Source organism: Citrobacter sp. SX206, assembly GCF_024181025.1.
Classification (GTDB): Bacteria; Pseudomonadota; Gammaproteobacteria; order Enterobacterales; family Enterobacteriaceae; genus Citrobacter; species Citrobacter youngae.
The window spans coordinates 615,625-634,807 of sequence record NZ_CP049738.1; the positions used below are offsets into that span (position 1 = coordinate 615,625).

17 protein-coding genes and 1 tRNA gene are annotated in these 19,183 nt (G+C 53.0%); 10 read left to right on the plus strand and 8 right to left on the minus strand.

Annotated features, from left to right (window positions below):
* Nucleotides 1-39 precede the first annotated feature (39 nt).
* Nucleotides 40-822, plus strand: a complete 783-nt coding sequence (locus G8S19_RS03000) for a siderophore-interacting protein (protein WP_115601434.1) — start codon at nucleotides 40-42, stop codon at nucleotides 820-822.
* Here the strand turns inward: G8S19_RS03000 and G8S19_RS03005 are convergent.
* Nucleotides 819-1,667: a helix-turn-helix domain-containing protein gene (locus tag G8S19_RS03005; protein WP_371925574.1), complete on the minus strand. Its 849-nt coding sequence runs from the start codon at nucleotides 1,665-1,667 to the stop codon at nucleotides 819-821. The two genes, G8S19_RS03000 and G8S19_RS03005, sit on opposite strands and share 4 nt — an antisense overlap.
* A gap of 67 nt (nucleotides 1,668-1,734) precedes the next feature.
* Here G8S19_RS03005 and cfa point away from each other — a divergent pair, with 67 nt between their 5' ends.
* Nucleotides 1,735-2,889 (plus strand): cyclopropane fatty acyl phospholipid synthase, encoded by a 1,155-nt coding sequence (gene cfa, locus G8S19_RS03010; protein WP_048213327.1) that lies wholly within the window; start codon nucleotides 1,735-1,737, stop codon nucleotides 2,887-2,889.
* 90 nt (nucleotides 2,890-2,979) lie between these two features.
* Here the strand turns inward: cfa and G8S19_RS03015 are convergent, their stop codons facing one another.
* Nucleotides 2,980-4,638, minus strand: coding sequence for a glycerone kinase (locus tag G8S19_RS03015; RefSeq protein ID WP_253686046.1), 1,659 nt, complete (start codon nucleotides 4,636-4,638; stop codon nucleotides 2,980-2,982).
* Between the two features lie 560 nt (nucleotides 4,639-5,198).
* Between G8S19_RS03015 and G8S19_RS03020 the strand changes: the two genes are divergently transcribed.
* Both G8S19_RS03020 and dhaR read left to right on the plus strand, forming a co-directional pair.
* On the plus strand, nucleotides 5,199-6,296 hold the full coding sequence (locus G8S19_RS03020; protein WP_005131422.1) for a glycerol dehydrogenase: 1,098 nt from the start codon (nucleotides 5,199-5,201) through the stop codon (nucleotides 6,294-6,296).
* A 92-nt stretch (nucleotides 6,297-6,388) separates the two neighbouring features.
* A complete protein-coding gene (gene dhaR, locus G8S19_RS03025) occupies nucleotides 6,389-8,314 on the plus strand; it encodes a dihydroxyacetone kinase operon transcriptional regulator DhaR (protein ID WP_253686048.1) in 1,926 nt (641 codons plus the stop codon).
* On the opposite strand, the gene G8S19_RS03030 is transcribed toward dhaR, so the two are convergent.
* From G8S19_RS03030 to G8S19_RS03045, 4 genes are read right to left on the minus strand one after another with little or no spacing between them, the layout of a single operon-like run.
* Nucleotides 8,292-8,822 (minus strand): cob(I)yrinic acid a,c-diamide adenosyltransferase, encoded by a 531-nt coding sequence (locus G8S19_RS03030; protein WP_124021440.1) that lies wholly within the window; start codon nucleotides 8,820-8,822, stop codon nucleotides 8,292-8,294. The genes dhaR and G8S19_RS03030 overlap by 23 nt on opposite strands.
* The gene (locus G8S19_RS03035) at nucleotides 8,823-9,176 is read right to left on the minus strand and encodes a glycerol dehydratase reactivase beta/small subunit family protein (RefSeq protein ID WP_124021439.1); all 354 of its coding nucleotides are present in this window, start codon (nucleotides 9,174-9,176) and stop codon (nucleotides 8,823-8,825) included. It abuts the gene before it with no gap.
* Nucleotides 9,177-9,192: 16 nt separating this feature from the next.
* Nucleotides 9,193-10,356, minus strand: coding sequence for a 1,3-propanediol dehydrogenase (gene dhaT, locus G8S19_RS03040; RefSeq protein WP_048213323.1), 1,164 nt, complete (start codon nucleotides 10,354-10,356; stop codon nucleotides 9,193-9,195).
* Between the two features lie 22 nt (nucleotides 10,357-10,378).
* Complete coding sequence (locus tag G8S19_RS03045) at nucleotides 10,379-10,807, minus strand: heme-binding protein (protein ID WP_061068649.1); 429 nt, start codon at nucleotides 10,805-10,807, stop codon at nucleotides 10,379-10,381.
* A 393-nt stretch (nucleotides 10,808-11,200) separates the two neighbouring features.
* Here G8S19_RS03045 and G8S19_RS03050 point away from each other — a divergent pair, with 393 nt between their 5' ends.
* The 5 genes from G8S19_RS03050 to G8S19_RS03070 all read left to right on the plus strand — a co-directional run bounded on the left by G8S19_RS03050 (nucleotide 11,201) and on the right by G8S19_RS03070 (nucleotide 16,154).
* Nucleotides 11,201-12,868 (plus strand): propanediol/glycerol family dehydratase large subunit, encoded by a 1,668-nt coding sequence (locus G8S19_RS03050; RefSeq protein ID WP_101742441.1) that lies wholly within the window; start codon nucleotides 11,201-11,203, stop codon nucleotides 12,866-12,868.
* A gap of 11 nt (nucleotides 12,869-12,879) precedes the next feature.
* Complete coding sequence (locus tag G8S19_RS03055; protein WP_040230555.1) at nucleotides 12,880-13,464, plus strand: propanediol/glycerol family dehydratase medium subunit; 585 nt, start codon at nucleotides 12,880-12,882, stop codon at nucleotides 13,462-13,464.
* A gap of 2 nt (nucleotides 13,465-13,466) precedes the next feature.
* On the plus strand, nucleotides 13,467-13,895 hold the full coding sequence (locus G8S19_RS03060) for a diol dehydratase small subunit (RefSeq protein WP_124021438.1): 429 nt from the start codon (nucleotides 13,467-13,469) through the stop codon (nucleotides 13,893-13,895).
* A gap of 10 nt (nucleotides 13,896-13,905) precedes the next feature.
* Complete coding sequence (locus G8S19_RS03065; RefSeq protein WP_253686050.1) at nucleotides 13,906-15,717, plus strand: diol dehydratase reactivase subunit alpha; 1,812 nt, start codon at nucleotides 13,906-13,908, stop codon at nucleotides 15,715-15,717.
* Nucleotides 15,718-15,830: 113 nt separating this feature from the next.
* Nucleotides 15,831-16,154, plus strand: coding sequence for a DUF1889 family protein (locus tag G8S19_RS03070; protein ID WP_001573898.1), 324 nt, complete (start codon nucleotides 15,831-15,833; stop codon nucleotides 16,152-16,154).
* A gap of 230 nt (nucleotides 16,155-16,384) precedes the next feature.
* On the opposite strand, the gene G8S19_RS03075 is transcribed toward G8S19_RS03070, so the two are convergent.
* Nucleotides 16,385-16,460 (minus strand) — tRNA-Ile (locus G8S19_RS03075).
* A gap of 124 nt (nucleotides 16,461-16,584) precedes the next feature.
* On the opposite strand from G8S19_RS03075, the gene mug reads away from it, so the two are divergent.
* Nucleotides 16,585-17,091: a G/U mismatch-specific DNA glycosylase gene (mug, locus tag G8S19_RS03080; RefSeq protein WP_048213266.1), complete on the plus strand. Its 507-nt coding sequence runs from the start codon at nucleotides 16,585-16,587 to the stop codon at nucleotides 17,089-17,091.
* Between the two features lie 45 nt (nucleotides 17,092-17,136).
* Here mug and rpoD read toward each other — a convergent pair whose 3' ends face one another.
* Nucleotides 17,137-18,981, minus strand: a complete 1,845-nt coding sequence (gene rpoD / locus G8S19_RS03085; RefSeq protein ID WP_048213265.1) for an RNA polymerase sigma factor RpoD — start codon at nucleotides 18,979-18,981, stop codon at nucleotides 17,137-17,139.
* Between the last annotated feature and the right edge of the window lie 202 nt (nucleotides 18,982-19,183).

Below are 19,183 nucleotides of genomic sequence, written 5' to 3' on the forward strand. Positions count from 1 at the left end.
TATTTAGATATATCTAATCTCTGTCACGAAGGCGAAAAAATGACAAATAACACTCCACGCTATCCACAGCGCGTTCGCAATGAGCTGCGCTTCCGTGAACTGACCGTCCTGCGGGTTGAACGTATCAGCGCGGGTTTCCAGCGCATTGTACTGGGCGGTGACGCTCTGGATGGTTTTAGCTCACATGGTTTTGACGACCACACCAAGGTCTTTTTCCCTGAGCCGGGCAGTCACTTTGTGCCGCCCGTAGTGACGGATGAGGGGATTGTCTGGCCGGAGGGTGTGCGTCCGGTATCCCGTGATTACACGCCGTTGTATGACCAGGCACGCCATGAACTGGCGCTGGATTTTTATATCCACGACGGCGGCGTGGCGAGTACGTGGGCGATGAATGCGCGTGAAGGTGACAAATTGACGATTGGCGGACCGCGTGGCTCGCTGGTGGTACCAGAAGATTATGCGTACCAGGTCTACGTGTGTGATGAATCTGGAATGCCTGCACTACGTCGTCGGCTAGAGGCGATCGGTCGTTTAGCGGTACGTCCAAACGTGACGGCGCTGGTTAGCGTACACGATGCAGCGTATCAGGATTATTTCGCTCATCTCGACGGTTTTACGATTCAGTGGTTTGTCGGCCATGACGAACAGGCAGTGAATGATCAGCTTTCACAGCTGACCGTACCTGCACAGGATTATTTCATTTGGATAACTGGCGAAGGAAAAGTGGTGAAAAACCTGAGCGCCCGCTTTGCTACTGAGGCTTTCGATCAGCAGTTGGTGCGTGCCGCGGCTTACTGGCATCAACGTCGGAACGTTAATTAATAATGTGACGGTGAAACGCCAAACGCCTGGCGGAATGCATAACTAAACGCTGCGGTGCTTGAATATCCCACATCGAGCGCCACGGCGGTTACGCTTTTATTTTTCTTCAGCATGAGTACAGACTCCAGAATTCGCATTTTTTGCTTCCAGACGCTGAAGGGTAATCCGGTTTCTTTTTTGAAATGACGCGAAAAGGTACGGGCAGACATACCCAAATGTTGTGCCCAATACTCTACTGAATGTTCCAGCGCCGGTGACGCTTGTATTGTTCGGCACACATGGGTTAATTCACGATCCTGCGGCCAGGGTAATACAAAGGCGACCTCTGGTAATTGCAGAATAATGTCAACCAGCACACTGACCAGTTTGCCTTCTTTTGACTGGCTATCATAATGGCCTGAAATTGAATTCGTGGCGTAATGAATAAACTCTCTGGCGAAATCACTGATCGCCACGACTTTACACTCATGGATACTTTCTTCGAGAAAACCCGGTGTAATATCCAGATTCTCTAAATGCACATCATCCAGCGCCCAAACTGCATGCTCAGTATTATTGGGGATCCAGATGCCGTAATGCGCGGGGATTATCCAGCACTTGCCGGCGACATCAATGCGCATACTGCCTTTGCGGGCAAAATGAAACTGCATAAAAGCGTGTGAGTGCTGCGGAACATGGTGGTTGGCTTCCAGGACATAAGAGCGAAAGTAAACGTCCTGCGGCAGTTCTGCCATGGAATCGTCCGGGAAGGAATTCCAATGTTTTTGCGCGAGAGTTTCCATAAATAAATCGTCAATGCTCCCGGTGGTGTGGCCGCTGTTCGATAGATCTTGTCCGCAAATCATAATACATACATTCTTTTTTCCATAATAATCTTGCGTAATAATTAATAGCCCACTTTTGGTAAATACCATGAACACGCTTTGTTCAGATGCTGTCATCGTCAATGAAACAAATGATAACTGGACCCGAATGGGAAAAGAGCTGCTCCAGCAAGCAGATATTCAGATCAATGGTTCCCGCCCCTGGGACATTCAACTTCATCATGCCGGTTTCTTTAAACGGGTGCTGCAACAAGGCTCCCTGGGGCTTGGCGAAAGCTATATGGAAGGCTGGTGGGACTGTGAACGCCTCGATGTTCTGTTTTGCAAAATTCTGAAAGCAAAACTCGACCAGCAAATGCCGGGAAATCTGAAAGATATATTACGTATTGCCAGCGCCCGCCTGTTTAATTTGCAGTCTCGCAGTCGTGCGTGGATTGTCGGTAAAGAACACTACGATATTGGCAACGATCTCTTTGCACTCATGCTGGATCCCCACATGCAATATTCCTGTGGCTACTGGAAAGAGGCAACCACTTTAGAAGACGCGCAAAACGCCAAATTAAAAATGATTTGCGAGAAGCTGCAACTGAAACCGGGTATGCGTTTACTCGATATTGGTTGTGGCTGGGGCGGGCTGGCCGAATATGCGGCGCGTCATTACGGCGTGGCGGTAGAAGGCGTCACTATCTCGAAAGAGCAGCAAAAAATGGCGCAGCAGCGCTGTGAAGGGCTGGACGTTAATATTCTGCTGCAGGATTATCGCGACCTCGATAAACACTACGATCGTATTGTCTCCGTGGGGATGTTTGAACACGTAGGGCCGAAAAACTACGACACCTATTTCAGCATCGCCGACCGTTGTTTAAAACCGGATGGGCTGTTCCTGTTACATACTATTGGTAGCAATAAAAAAGGGATGAGCGTCGATCCGTGGATCAATAAATATATTTTCCCGAATGGCTGCTTACCGGCGATTTCTCATATTGCTGAAGCGAGCGAGTCGCGATTCGTGATGGAAGACTGGCATAACTTTGGCAGTGACTATGATAAAACGCTGATGGCCTGGCATGCGCGGTTTAATCAGGCGTGGCCGGAGCTGTCATCGCGTTATTCCGCGACTTTCAGAAGGATGTTCAATTATTACCTGTGCGCTTGTGCTGGTGCGTTCCGCGCCAGAGATATTGAGCTGTGGCAAGTACTGTTTAGCCGGGGCGTAGAAGGCGGGATCCGCGTTTATCGTTAACGTTCCGCCGGATGTCGGCGTTGCCTTATCAGGCCTACAAAGCTTTGCACTCGTAGGCCTGATAAGCGCAGCGCATCAGGCACTTATGGCTTATCCCAACTCACTCTCTGCCAGTGCTTTAAACACCATCGCTACGGCGTGCGCGCCGGGGTCCATATTGCCCAGCAGGCTTTCGCCGCTGAGATACGATGCGCGGCCCGCATTGGCTTTGCTCGACAGACAGGTACGTTCTGCGCCTGCCTGTGCGGCGTCAAAAGCGGCTTGCAGGTTTTGCGGTTGTGCCAGCAGAGACGTCAGTGCGGGTTGCAGCGCGTCAATCATCGTACGGTCACCTTCGTCTGCACCACCGTAGAACTTCATCTGCGCCAGGCCCGTATTCAGCGCCTCGGCAACGTTAGCCCCTTGTTCGAGTTTCTGCCCGGCGGCGGTAAAGAAGATGGACATCAGTACGCCGCTGGACCCGCCCATCACCACGGTCAGGCGTTCGCCGATCAGGGCGAACAGCGTGGCAAGGTTATCCAGTGGCAGTCGCTGACGATGCAGCAGGTCAGCGATTTCACGTGCACCAGCGGCAAAAGTTGAACCCGTATCACCATCGCCTACTTTGGCATCCAGCGCGTTGAGGTGTGTTTCCAGATCGGAAAGCGTTCCGGTGACCTGCTCAATAATCCCGGCAACCAGCGTGTTGGCTGAGGGCTGAAATTCGACACGCGCGCTGCGCTGCGATGACGGCACACAGTTGATTTCGCGTGGTGGGACCGGGGTTGGCCAGCTGCTGGTTTCTACTTCGGTTAACAGTGCTTTTTCGATGCTCTCTTCCAGTACGATGGCGGTCAGCGAGAAACCTTTCATATCCAGGGCGGTGACCAGCGAGGCCGGGCCAATCAGCCAGTCGATACGCGGATGCAGTGGGCTGTTTGCCAGTTCCCGAGTGATAATAGCCATTTCAGCAACGGACACGCCGCCCAGGTTATTAATCATTACTGCCAGACGGCCGGTTTCGGGCAGTGCCGCCAGCAGTTTATCCACCATCAAATTCACCACCTGCGCACTGTTTTGCGTGTCGATAACCGAAGCACCTGGTTCGCCGTGAATGCCCATGCCCAGTTCAGCATGGCCCGCATGATGGCGCGGTGCGGCGTCGGTTTCCTGCGGCAGGTGACAACTGGAAATGGCGACGCCCAGGCTGAAGGTGTTACTTGCTGCATACTGCGCTTCACGCAGGACGGTAGCGAGGTTGTAGCCGCGTTCAGCGAAATAGCCTGCGATTTTATGCACCAGGATGGTTCCCGCAATGCCGCGTGGGTGTTTGTTATCAGGCAGGGAGATGTCGTCGCCAACAATCAGCATTTCAACGTTGTAACCAAGGCGACGGGCTTTCTCGGCGGCGAGACCGAAATTAAGACGGTCACCGGTGTAATTTTTAACGATCAATAAACAGCCCGCCTCACCGGTCACCGCCTGAATGGCGGTCAGTACCGCATCCACGCTCGGGGAGGCGAAAACGTCGCCGCAAACCGCAGCGGTGAGCATGCCTTTACCGATAAAACCAACGTGCGCAGGTTCGTGTCCCGAACCGCCGCCAGAAATGACCGCCACGTTATCTTTGTTGAGATCGCGACGTACCACGATGCGAATAGCCGGATCGCTTTCCAGACGCGCCAGATTGTTCCACGGACTGGTGATAATCGTACCGTCGATGACGTCGTTAACGAGTTGGGTACGCTGATTAAAAAAGAATTGAGACATAACGGCTCCTCGAGGTTGAGTGTAAGACAAACCCCCGAATGCATTGTCATGGTGCGGAGGCGATGGGGAGATTCTGGCGGAGTCAGCGTGGAAAAAAACAGCGGCAAAATGGGTTTCATTACGGAACGTAATTGTTATTTTTTGTTCCGTAATGGAACGCATTTGTGAGATGAACGATCACAATGCGAGCCCGCTCGACTTTTTTATCGCCTTTTCAGTGCTGGCCACACCGCACAGTAAACGTTTTGTTACTGCTTTTAACGGCGTCAGAGAGGGGCAAAGGGAATTTGATTTTCGCGTTCTGCAAGGATTTGTCGGAAAATGAACGGATCGGGATCGCAAACCTTAGTATTTTCAGGGTTAACCGTTTCAATATGGAACGCATGTCATTTTTATCTGTTTCATATCAGAACAAAAAGACGAATGATTTTTTTGTTCCCGCCTCGCCATACAGTTATTGCATCGCTCCGGTCTCCCGTTTTCGCCGTTCGCAATAGGCTAAACAGGTTAACGCCAGGGCTCACCATGTAAAAACATGTACTTATTTGAGGATGAAAGGAATGCTAAAAGTTATTCAATCTCCAGCCAAATATCTCCAGGGTCCTGACGCTTCTACCTTATTTGGTCAATACGCTAAAAATCTGGCAGACAGCTTTTTCGTGATTGCAGATGACTTCGTCATGAAACTGGCGGGAGACAAAGTACTCAATGGCCTGCACAGCCACGGTATTAGTTGCCACGCGGAACGCTTCAATGGCGAATGCAGCCATGTTGAAATTAATCGCCTGATTGCCATTCTGAAGCAGCACGGTTGCCGTGGTGTGGTTGGGATTGGCGGTGGGAAAACGCTGGATACAGCCAAAGCGATCGGTTACTACCAGAAACTGCCGGTGGTGGTGATCCCAACTATCGCCTCAACTGATGCGCCAACCAGTGCGCTGTCTGTTATCTATACCGAAGCCGGTGAGTTCGAAGAATATCTGATCTACCCGAAAAACCCGGATATGGTTGTCATGGATACGGCAATTATCGCCAAAGCGCCGGTACGTCTGCTGGTAGCCGGGATGGGCGATGCGCTCTCGACCTGGTTTGAAGCAAAAGCGTGTTTTGATGCCAGAGCGACCAGCATGGCGGGAGGACAGTCCACGGCGGCGGCCCTGAGCCTGGCGCGCTTGTGCTATGATACGTTGCTGGCAGAAGGTGAAAAGGCTCGCCTGGCGGCGCAAGCTGGCGTGGTGACCGATGCTCTGGAACGTATCGTGGAAGCGAACACCTATCTCAGCGGCATCGGCTTTGAAAGCAGTGGTCTTGCGGGTGCACACGCCATCCATAATGGCTTCACCATTCTGGAGGAGTGTCACCATTTGTACCACGGTGAAAAAGTGGCGTTTGGTACGCTGGCGCAACTGGTGCTGCAGAACAGCCCGATGGAAGAGATCGAAACGGTGCTGAATTTCTGCCAGAAAGTAGATCTGCCGGTAACGCTGGCGCAAATGGGCGTGAAAGACGGCATCGACGCTAAGATTATGGCCGTTGCGAAAGCCACCTGCGCGGAAGGTGAAACCATTCACAATATGCCGTTCCCGGTGACGCCTGAAAGCGTCCATGCCGCTATTCTGACGGCAGACCTGCTGGGACAGCAGTGGCTGGCACGTTAATCAGACGTCGGTAAGCCTTTTATTTGGCATCTTCTCCCCCTCTGGCAGTCTCTGCCGGAGGGGTTGTCTATGGTAAAACAGCGGAAATGGATATGACGGCGCACACTCATGGCATCGGGAAGGAAGTCTCTTCGGTCATTGCTCAGTCATGGCATCGTTGCAGCAAGTTTATGCAGCGGGAAACCTGGCAGGCACCGCATCAGGCACAGGGACTGACTTTTGCGTCGATTTGTCGCCGTAAGACTGCGCTACTGACGATTGCTCAGGCTGCGCTGGAAGATGCCTGGGAGTTTATGGATGGACGTCCGTGCGCACTGCTGATTCTGGATGAATCGGCTTGTATTCTCAGCCGGTGCGGCGATCCGCAGACGGTGGAACAGCTGGCGGAACTTGGCTTTCGTGACGGTAGCTACTGTGCAGAAAGCATTATCGGCAGTTGTGCGCTATCGCTGGCAACGATGCCAGGGCAGCCGACAAAAACCTCTGGCGATCAGCATTTTAAGCAGGCGCTGCATCCGTGGTCGTTCTGCTCGACGCCGGTCTTCGATAACCATGGTCGACTGTTTGGCTCTATTTCTTTGTGCTGTCTGGTAGAGCATGAGTGCGTTTCTGATTTGTCCCTGACGCTGGCGATTGCCAGAGAAGTCGGCAACTCTTTGCTGACTGATAGCCTGCTGGCCGAATCTAACCGCCATCTGAATCAGATGTACGGACTGCTGGAAAGCATGGATGATGGCGTGATGGCGTGGAACGAGCAGGGCGTTCTGCAATTTCTTAATGCCCGTGCCGCTTTGCTTTTACATCTGGATGCACAGGCCAGCCAGGGTAAAAACATTAATGACTTGCTCAATCTGCCCATGCTGCTGCGCCGGGCGATCAAACATGCCCGCGGCCTGAATCACGTCGAAGTCACCTTTGAAAGTCAGCATCAGTTTGTTGATGCCGTCATTACCCTGAAGCCGATTGTTGAAGAGCAGGGCAACAGCTTTATTCTGCTGCTGCACCCGGTCGAACAAATGCGCCAACTGATGACCAGCCAGCTCGGAAAAGTCAGCCACACCTTTGAACAGATGTCGACGGATGACCCGGAAACCCGTCGGCTGATCCATTTTGGTCGCCAGGCGGCGAGAGGGAGTTTCCCTATTCTGTTGTGTGGTGAAGAGGGAGTGGGTAAAGAGCTATTGAGCCAGGCTATTCACAATGAAAGTGAACGTGCCAGCGGGCCGTATATCGCCGTGAACTGCCAACTGTATGCCAACAGCGTGCTGGGGCAGGATTTTATGGGCAGTGCGCCAACCGATGATGAAAACGGTCGGCTGAGCCGCCTTGAACTGGCGAACGGCGGTACGCTGTTTCTGGAAAAAATTGAGTATCTGGCACCAGAGTTGCAATCCGCGTTGTTGCAGGTTATCAAGCAGGGCGTATTGACCCGCCTTGATGCCCGCCGCCTGATCCCGGTAGATGTCAAAGTGATTGCTACTACCACGGTTGATCTCGCCAACCTGGTGGAGCAAAACCGCTTTAGCCGCCAACTGTATTACGCGTTACACTCCTTTGAAATTGTTATTCCACCGCTGCGGGCACGGCGTAACAGCATTCCGGCGCTGATTCATACACGCTTAAATAGCCTGAAAAAACGCTTTTCATCCAGCCTGAAGCTGGACGATGACGCGCTGGCGCAACTGGTGGCCTACTCGTGGCCGGGCAATGATTTTGAACTCAACAGCATTATCGAAAATATCGCCATTAGTAGCGACAATGGCCATATTCGCCTGAGTAATCTGCCGGATTATCTGTTTGCCGAACGTCCGGGTCTGGAAGCAGCATCTTCACTGCTGCCAGCCAGCCTGACGTTTACCGCCATCGAAAAAGAGGCGATTATCCATGCCGCCCGCGTCACCAGCGGACGTGTGCAGGAAATGTCGCAACTGTTGAATATTGGCCGCACAACCTTGTGGCGCAAGATGAAGCAGTACGACATCGATGCCAGCCAGTTTAAGCGCAAACATCTGGAGTAGTTTCTTCGATTCTGGCCATCGAAAACAGCGCATCTGACAGACGATTGATATAACGCTTAAGCTCATCACGCAGCGTCAACGTTCTGTCCATGGCGATGAGGAGTCGCTCCAGCCGACGCGCCAGCGTGCGCGCAACGTGTAGCTGTGCCGATGCGAGGTTTTTCCCCGGAATAACAAACTCTTTTAGCGGACCGCTTTGCGTCATATTGCGATCAATAAGCTGCTCCAACGCCTGAATATCCTCGGGACTAATCGTCTGCGTTAAGCGAGCAAGACCCTTCTCATCGCTGGCAAGTTCCGCGCCGAGCACAAACAGCGTCTTCTGGATGGTATGTAAATCCTGGCGAAGCTCTGCCAGTCGCGTGCTGGCGTAGCAGACGCCAAGCTGGGAAATCAGTTCGTCCACGGTGCCATAGGCATTCACGCGGATATCGTCTTTGTCGATACGGCTGCCGCCAAACAGCGCGGTTGTGCCCTTATCACCAGTGCGGGTATAGATACGGTACATTTATGTTATCTCGCTGAAAGGAAGCACTTTGACCAGTTGACCGGCATTGGCGCCAAGCGTGCGGATCTGCGCCATTCCGGTGGCGATATGACCACGGATCAGCGCCCGATCCTCGGGCAACTGGGCGTGGGTTAAAGCAATATCACCCGTGGCGTTAAGACCAAGACCGACACGCAGCGCGGAGCTTTTGGCCGCAAGTTTGCTCAACGCCAGCGCACAGTCATTCTCGTCGCAACAGACCGTCCGGCATGGGACGCCTTGCTCTTCCAGTCCCCAGCACAGTTCATCAAGCGCGCGGGTATCCTGCCAGCGTGGGTGATAAAACAGATGTACGCCCGGTGATGAAAGTGACATTGCGCCCCCTGTACTATCAGAATGCCTGACGGAAGATCTCGGCAATTTCTTTCTCGTTCCCTTTGCGCGGGTTAGAGAAGGCGTTGCCGTCCTTCAGCGCCATTTCCGCCATGTACGGGAAATCGGCTTCTTTGACACCCAGATCGCGCAGATGCTGCGGAATGCCGATGTCAGCAGAGAGACGAGCAATGGCGTGAATGGCCAGTTCGGCGGCATCCATGGTGGAAAGTCCGTCAGTGTTTTCGCCCATAAACTCAGCGATATCGGCAAATTTTTCCGGGTTAGCGATCAGGTTATAGCGCGCCACGTGCGGCAGCAGTACGGCATTCGCCACGCCGTGCGGCATGTCGTACAGACCGCCAAGCTGATGCGCCATCGCGTGAACGTAGCCGAGATTGGCGTTGTTGAAGGCCATACCTGCCAGCAGCGAAGCATAGGCCATATTTTCACGGGCTTTCAGGTTGCTGCCCAGCGCTACGGCCTGACGTAAATTACGCGCGATCAGGCGGATCGCCTGGATAGCGGCGGCATCGGTGACCGGGTTGGCATCTTTGGAAATATAGGCTTCCACGGCGTGGGTCAGGGCGTCCATCCCGGTGGCGGCGGTCAGCGGGGCGGGTTTACCGAGCATCAGCAGCGGGTCATTAATGGAAACCGACGGCAGGTTACGCCAGCTGACGATCACGAATTTCACTTTGGTTTTGGTATTGGTCAGCACGCAGTGGCGGGTGACTTCGCTGGCCGTACCGGCAGTGGTATTCACCGCGACAATCGGCGGCAGCGGGTTGGTCAGGGTTTCAATCCCGGCATAGCTGTAGAGATCGCCTTCGTGCGTGGCTGCGATACCGATACCTTTACCGCAGTCATGCGGGCTACCGCCGCCGACAGTAACGATGATATCACACTGCTCTTTACGAAAGACCTCCAGACCGTCGCGCACGTTGGTATCTTTAGGGTTCGGCTCTACGCCGTCAAATACGACCACCTCAATCCCGGCTTCACGCAGATGTGCCAGCGTTTTATCTACTGCACCGTCTTTTATCGCCCGCAGACCTTTATCGGTGACCAGCAGCGCTTTTTTTCCGCCTAATAGTTTGCAACGTTCGCCGACAACGGAAATAGCATTTGGGCCAAAAAAGTTAACATTCGGCACAAGGTAATCAAACATACGATAGCTCATAATATACCTTCTTAGATTTAAATTATAATTCAGAGAAACAATTCAATGCGGTCTCAGCCAATAATCTATCTTGTTCCACAGTGCCGCCACTAACGCCGACGGCACCAATTAATTGACCGTCAAATACAACAGGTAAACCGCCACCAAAAATAACGATTCGCTGTTGGTTGGTGAGCTGTAAACCATATAGAGAAGCACCTGGTTGTACTGCATCGGTAATTTCATGGGTGCCCTGCCGCAGACAGCAGGCGGTCCAGGCTTTATTGAGAGAAATATCACAACTGGTGACAAACGCCTCGTCCATGCGCTGCATCAGTAGCGTGTTTCCGCCGTGGTCGACCACGGAAAAGACCACCGGAACGTTGATTTCAATCGCTTTTGCCTCGACGGCAGTCGCCATTTTCTTTGCGGCCGCCAGCGTAATGGTGGCGATTTGTTGGCTCTTATTCACAGTATCTCCTGACAAGGTTGTAGGGCTGAGGTCGCAAAAAATATCGCGCTACAGCTATTTTTTCTCATTGGGTTTTCTGTATTTTCTCGCGACGCGTTATTAAGTCAATAGTGTGGATTTTTCTAAAATATTAATTTAATTCCCTGCGTTCGGCATTTGTTGATAATGATCATTTAAGCGCGTCACAATTCTTTATGGATATTCCTGTTGACCGTTTCAATATGAAACGCTGACATTTAAATATGTATCAAATTGGAACGTAATTAATTTTATTTTTTTATCGGCCTGCTCATTTAAAGTTCGGCTATTGCTGATAAAGGCGATTGCTGGGGGGATAGAGCACCAGCGATACAGCCTGGCGTCCCTATTATTTATCTTTTGAGTCTATAAACTATGAGAAGATCAAAACGATTCGAAGTCCTTGCGAAGCGCCCTGTAAATCAGGATGGGCTTATTGGCGAATGGCCGGAAGAAGGTCTGATCGCCATGGAAAGTCCCTACGATCCAGCCTCTTCTGTGAAGGTGGAAAAGGGTCGTATCGTTGAACTGGACGGCAAGCGCCGCGCCGAGTTCGACATGATTGACCGCTTTATTGCCGACTACGCGATAAACGTGGCTGAAACCGAGCGTGCCATGCAGCTCGACGCACTGGAGATCGCCAGAATGCTGGTGGATATCCACGTCAGTCGCGAAGAGATCATTGCCATTACCACCGCTATTACCCCGGCGAAAGCGGTGGAGGTGATGGCGAAAATGAACGTGGTAGAGATGATGATGGCGCTGCAAAAAATGCGCGCCCGACGCACCCCCTCTAACCAGTGCCACGTGACCAACCTGAAAGATAATCCGGTGCAGATTGCCGCCGATGCCGCTGAAGCGGGGATTCGTGGTTTTTCCGAGCAGGAAACGACGGTCGGGATTGCCCGCTATGCGCCGTTTAACGCCCTTGCGCTGTTGGTCGGTTCTCAGTGTGGTCGCCCTGGCGTACTGACACAATGTTCTGTTGAAGAGGCTACTGAGCTGGAGCTGGGAATGCGTGGGTTAACCAGCTACGCCGAAACGGTGTCGGTCTACGGAACGGAATCGGTATTCACTGACGGCGACGATACGCCATGGTCAAAAGCGTTTCTCGCCTCGGCCTATGCGTCCCGCGGCCTGAAGATGCGCTATACCTCCGGTACCGGTTCGGAAGCCTTGATGGGCTATTCCGAAAGTAAATCGATGCTGTACCTGGAGTCGCGCTGCATTTTTATCACCAAAGGCGCGGGTGTACAGGGGCTGCAAAACGGCGCGGTTAGCTGTATCGGCATGACGGGCGCAGTGCCGTCGGGGATCCGCGCGGTACTGGCGGAAAACCTGATTGCGTCGATGCTCGACCTTGAAGTGGCCTCGGCTAATGACCAGACCTTCTCACACTCCGATATTCGCCGTACCGCCCGCACCCTGATGCAGATGCTGCCCGGCACCGACTTTATCTTCTCTGGCTATAGCGCCGTCCCCAATTACGACAACATGTTTGCCGGTTCTAACTTCGATGCTGAAGACTTCGATGATTACAACATACTGCAACGTGACCTGATGGTTGACGGCGGCCTGCGCCCGGTAACCGAAGAAGAAACCATCGCTATCCGTAACAAGGCGGCGCGGGCTATCCAGGCGGTATTCCGCGGACTGGGCCTGCCGACTATCAGTGATGAGGAAGTGGAGGCTGCCACCTACGCTCACGGCAGCAAAGACATGCCTGCGCGCAATGTGGTGGAAGATCTGGCGGCAGTGGAAGAGATGATGAAGCGCAACATTACCGGGCTGGATATCGTCGGGGCGCTAAGCGGTAGCGGATTTGAAGATATCGCCAGCAATATTCTCAATATGTTGAGACAGCGCGTGACCGGTGATTACCTGCAAACATCGGCCATTCTGGATCGTCAGTTCGACGTCGTCAGCGCCGTCAACGACATCAATGATTATCAGGGACCCGGCACCGGCTATCGCATCAGTGCCGAACGCTGGGCAGAAATTAAAAATATTGCGGGCGTGGTTCAGCCCAGCTCGATTGAATAAGGCGGTACACCGTGGAATGCACAACTGAACGTAAGCCCGTTTTTACCTTGCAGGTCAGTGAAGGCGAGGCGGCAAAAGCAGACGATCGCGCTGATGAAGTGGTGATTGGCGTCGGGCCGGCCTTTGGCAAGCACCAGCATAAAACCCTGATTGATATGCCGCACAACGCGATTCTGAAAGAGCTGGTGGCAGGGATTGAAGAAGAGGGGCTGCATGCGCGAGTGGTGAGAATTCTGCGCACCTCTGATGTCTCTTTTATGGCGTGGGATGCGGCGAACCTCAGTGGCTCCGGCATCGGGATTGGCATCCAGTCGAAAGGGACCACGGTGATTCATCAGCGTGATTTACTGCCCCTGAGTAACCTTGAACTCTTCTCTCAGGCCCCGTTGCTGACGCTGGAAACCTATCGCCAGATTGGAAAGAACGCTGCGCGCTATGCACGCAAAGAGTCGCCCTCGCCGGTTCCGGTGGTCAATGACCAGATGGTGCGCCCCAAATTTATGGCCAAAGCCGCGCTGTTTCACATTAAAGAAACCAAGCATGTGGTGCAGGATGCTGCGCCTGTCACGCTGCATATTGCATTAGTAAGGGAATGACAATGAACGACAACATCATGACCGCGCAGGATTATCCTTTAGCTACCCGCTGCCCGGAGAAAATCCTGACCCCCACCGGGAAACCGCTAACCGATATCACCCTTGAGAATGTGCTGGCGGGACATGTAGGGCCGCAGGATGTGCGTATTTCTCAGCAAACGCTGGAGTATCAGGCGCAGATTGCCGAACAGATGCAACGTCACGCCGTGGCGCGCAACTTCCGCCGCGCGGCCGAACTGATTGTCATCCCGGATACCCGCATTCTGGAAATCTACAACGCGCTACGTCCGTTTCGCTCTTCATTCGCGGAGCTACAGGCGATCGCTGATGAGCTGGAACATACCTGGCACGCGACGGTGAACGCCGGATTTGTGCGTGAGTCGGCAGAGGTGTATCAGCAGAGAAACAAGCTGCGTAAAGGCAGCCAGTGACGGAGGGAATATGCCGTTAATCGCAGGGATTGATATCGGCAACGCCACCACGGAAGTGGCGTTGGCGCAGCATGACCGGTTTATCGCCAGCGGGATTGTCGCGACCACGGGCATGAAAGGAACGCGGGACAATATTGCCGGGGTGGTCGCTTCCCTGCAGCAGGCGCTGGAAAAAACGCCATGGTCGCTTAAAGATGTGGCAAAAATCTGTATCAATGAAGCCGCACCGGTGATTGGCGATGTGGCGATGGAAACCATCACGGAAACCATCATTACCGAATCAACGATGATAGGGCATAACCCACAAACGCCCGGCGGCGTTGGCGTGGGAATGGGAACCACCATTGCTGTGCAGAAGCTGGCGGCATTGAGTGAGGATCGATTTGCTCAGGGCTGGATCCCATTGGTGGGTGAGGTAATGGATTTTCTCGAGGCAGTTTGGCTCATTAATGAGGCACTGGATCGCGGAATCAACGTGGTGGCGGCCATCCTGAAAAAAGATGATGGCGTGTTGGTGAATAATCGCCTGCGTCGGCCAATGCCGGTGGTTGATGAAGTCACCCTGCTGGAGAAGGTGCCGGAAGGCGTGCTGGCGGCGGTGGAAGTGGCGGCCCCGGGACAGGTGGTGCGGGTGCTGTCGAATCCTTACGGTATCGCTACCTTCTTTGCCCTGACGCCGGAGGAAACACAAACCATCGTCCCTATTGCCAGAGCGCTGATTGGTAACCGCTCCGCCGTGGTGCTAAAAACCCCGCAGGGCGATGTGCAATCAAGAGTGATCCCGGCGGGTAAGATCTTTATCCGTGGTGAAAAGCGCGGCGGTGAAGCCGACGTAGCGCAAGGTGCGCAGGCCATTATGCAGGCGATGAACGCCTGCGCGCCCGTGCGCGATATTGGTGGGGAAGCTGGTACGCACGCAGGCGGCATGCTGGAGCGAGTGCGAAAGGTGATGGCCTCGCTGACTGGTCATGATATGAACGCGGTGCATATTCAGGATCTGTTGGCGGTTGATACGTTTATTCCGCGCAAGGTGCAGGGCGGCATCGCCGGGGAGTGTTCGATGGAAAATGCTGTCGGCATTGCGGCGATGGTGAAATCCGATCGTTTACAAATGCAGGCTATTGCCAGCGAGTTGAGCGCGCGATTAAACACCTCCGTTGAAGTAGGAGGGGTAGAGGCCAATATGGCCGTGACAGGTGCGTTAACGACGCCTGGATGTGCTGCACCGCTGGCGATCCTCGATTTAGGCGCAGGTTCCACTGATGCAGCCATCATCAATAGCGAAGGGACAGTAAAGGCGGTACATCTGGCCGGTGCGGGTAATATGGTCAGCCTGTTGATTCAGACGGAGCTGGGTCTGAGCGATCCGTTTCTGGCCGAGGAAATAAAAAAATACCCGCTGGCGAAAGTAGAGAGCCTGTTCAGTATTCGTCATGAGAACGGTGCGGTGGAGTTTTTCCGCGAACCGCTCAGCCCATCAGTATTCGCCAAAGTGGTGTATCTGAAAGATGGCGAGCTGATCCCGGTAGATAACCAGACTTCGCTGGAAAAAATTCGTCTGGTGCGACGTCAGGCCAAAGAGAAGGTTTTTGTGACCAACTGCCTGCGTGCATTGCGCCAGGTGTCTCCCGGCGGATCCATTCGCGATATCTCTTTCGTGGTGCTGGTGGGCGGTTCCTCGTTGGATTTCGAAATCCCACAGATGATTACCGACGCGCTGGCGCATTACGGGGTTGTCGCCGGACAGGGCAACATTCGTGGTACCGAAGGGCCGCGTAATGCGGTGGCAACCGGGCTGGTTTTGGCCGGAATGGCGAATTAATTGTGCAGAAAACAGCCGCCGCAAGCGTTTAGCTGCGGGGTAAATCAAATAAAGGCAACGTTCTCTTTGATATCCCGGCGGAGTTGGGTACATAGTATAAATGTGTCTCTCACGTGGTTAATTTTAAGGATAAGAGCATGCCAACAGCAATTGAGAAAGCATTGGATTTTATTGGTGGTATGAACACTTCGGCGTCAGTACCCCATTCAATGGATGAAAGTACCGCTAAGGGAATCCTAAAGTATTTGCATGACTTAGGTGTGCCAGCGAGTCCGGAAGTTGTAATGGCACGGGGTGAGCAGGAGGGATGGAATCCTGAGTTCACGAAAAAAGTAGCCGGATGGGCAGAAAAAGTCGCCTCCGGTAACCGTATCCTTATCAAGAATCCAGAGTATTTTTCGACCTATATGCAGGAGCAGCTCAAAGAACTCGTGTGAGCTGACTATCGAATAAAACGCTAACGGACGTTTCCATCTCTGATGGTAGCGTCCTAATGGCATGCCAGCAATATGGGCTGGCGTATCGCATGATATACCTTATTCCCCGCGTGGCGTGTTCCCAGAGACCATTACACATCCCGAACTACTCAATTATTGGTTTGCCAACAATTGAATATATTTCCCATAACAAAAAGGACCTGCGATTTCTCGCAAGTCCTTGTTTTATTTGGTGGCCCCTGCTGGACTTGAACCAGCGACCAAGCGATTATGAGTCGCCTGCTCTAACCACTGAGCTAAGGGGCCGTGGCGGTGGATTATAAAGTAACTCCGCGTTGCAATCCAGACATAAGCGTACGGATGCTGTTTTTATAAACAATGTATTTTCAGTCCGTTATACTTGTCCCTTGATGTATTGTTCGGAGTAATTATGGTTAAGGACATACTGGCACCGGGGCTGCGGGTAGTATTTTGCGGCATCAATCCGGGGCTCTCTTCTGCGGGTACAGGATTTCCCTTTGCGCATCCCGCGAATCGCTTCTGGAAGGTTATCCATCAGGCGGGATTTACCGATCGCCAGCTTAAACCTGAAGAGGCACAGCATCTGCTGGATTTCCGCTGCGGCGTGACTAAGTTTGTCGACAGACCAACGGTACAAGCCAATGAAGTGAAGCTACAGGAAATGCGTAGCGGCGGTCGTCTGCTTATTGAGAAAATAGAAGAGTATCAGCCAGCCGCGCTCGCAATCCTCGGTAAGCAGGCCTTTGAGCAGGGCCTTAGCCAGCGTGGGGCGCAGTGGGGGAAGCAGACGTTGACCATTGGCGCGACGCAATTATGGGTATTGCCGAATCCCAGCGGGTTAAGCCGGATCACGCTGGATAAACTGGTGGAAGCGTATCGGGAAGTGAACGACGCCCTGCTCAGGCGGGGACTATAAAGAAAAACGCCACCTTGCGGTGGCGTTTATGCTTATGTGGCGAGATTAATCGTCGAGGAAGCTACGCAGTACTTCAGAGCGGCTCGGGTGACGCAGTTTACGCAGCGCCTTCGCTTCGATCTGACGGATACGTTCACGGGTAACGTCGAACTGTTTACCCACTTCTTCCAGCGTGTGGTCAGTGTTCATATCGATACCGAAACGCATACGCAGAACTTTCGCTTCACGAGCGGTCAGGCCAGCCAGAACGTCATGCGTTGCGGCACGCAGGCTCTCGGTGGTCGCGGAGTCCAGCGGTAGCTCGAGGGTGGTATCCTCGATGAAATCACCCAGATGCGAATCTTCATCGTCGCCGATCGGCGTTTCCATGGAGATAGGCTCTTTCGCGATCTTCAACACTTTACGGATCTTATCTTCCGGCATCAGCATGCGTTCAGCCAGTTCTTCCGGCGTCGGCTCGCGGCCCATCTCTTGCAGCATCTGACGGGAGATACGGTTGAGCTTGTTAATGGTCTCAATCATATGCACCGGGATACGGATGGTACGCGCCTGATCCGCGATCGAACGGGTGATCGCCTGACGGATCCACCAGGTTGCGTAGGTGGAGAACTTGTAACCACGACGGTATTCAAACTTATCAACCGCTTTCATCAGACCGATGTTACCTTCCTGAATCAGATCCAGGAACTGCAGGCCACGGTTGGTGTATTTTTTAGCGATAGAGATAACCAGACGTAAGTTCGCTTCAACCATCTCTTTTTTCGCACGGCGGGCTTTCGCTTCACCGATGGACATGCGACGGTTGATATCTTTAACCTGCTCGATGGTCAGGCCGGTTTCTTCTTCAATCTGCTGCAGTTTCTGCAGGCCGCGGTGAACGTCATCTGCCACATCGTGCAGTTTTTCAGACCACGGCTTGTTCATCGCGATTGCCGCGTTGAACCAGGTTTCGCTGGTTTCGTTGCCAGTAAACAGGGTGATGAAGTTTTTCTTCGGCATTTTGCACTGCTCAACGCAGAGCTTCATGATCAGACGTTCCTGAGTACGCACGCGGTCCATCATGACGCGCATGCTGTTTACCAGGTAGTCGAACTGCTTCGGTACCAGGCGGAACTGTTTGAACACTTCGGACAGCTTCTGAATTTCTTCCTGCGCGGCTGCATGGCTGCGGCCTTTCGCTTTGATAGTGTCGCGGGTGATTTCGTACTGAGTACGCAGTTCACCGAATTTTTCACGCGCTAATTCAGGGTCGATGCTGTTGTCGTCATCGCTGCTGTCGTCGTCTTCTTCTTCATCTTCGTCTTCATCGTCGTCCATCTCTTCCTGAGAGAGTTCAGAACCGACGTGCGTCGCCGTTGGCGCCATGTCTTCTTCCGCGTTCGGATCGACAAAGCCGGTGATCAGATCGGAAAGACGTGCTTCTTCAGCTTCAACGCGATCGTACTGCTCAAGCAGGTAGGTGATAGCTTCCGGGTATTCGGCAACGGAGCATTGAACCTGGTTAATCCCGTCTTCGATGCGTTTAGCGATGTCGATTTCGCCTTCACGGGTTAACAGTTCAACGGTACCCATTTCACGCATGTACATGCGGACCGGGTCAGTTGTACGACCGATTTCGGACTCAACGCTGGACAGAACCTGGGCAGCCGCTTCTTCCGCGTCTTCATCGGTGCTGTTGGAGGTTTCAGCAAGCAGCAGATCATCGGCATCAGGTGCTTCTTCCATCACCTGAATACCCATGTCATTGATCATTTGGATGATGTCTTCGATTTGATCTGAATCGACGATATCTTCCGGCAGATGGTCATTGACCTCGGCATAGGTCAGATAGCCTTGCTCCTTACCACGTTGGACAAGAAGCTTCAGCTGTGACTGCGGGTTTTGCTCCATAAGACGGTATCCACACTTAATTCGTTTGATTGGTGTTGGGCGGTAAAACCGCCAACGGCAAAACGAGGGCATACTTATATTTTGCCGCTGCCTCTCCGTGCGGCTGTCGGGGGCTTCCCGATCGATATTCGGCAGTTAAGCCGTTAAATACTTCATCTTTCACGTTGTCTCTGCGTTAGCTGCGTTCGTTTACTTGCTGCCT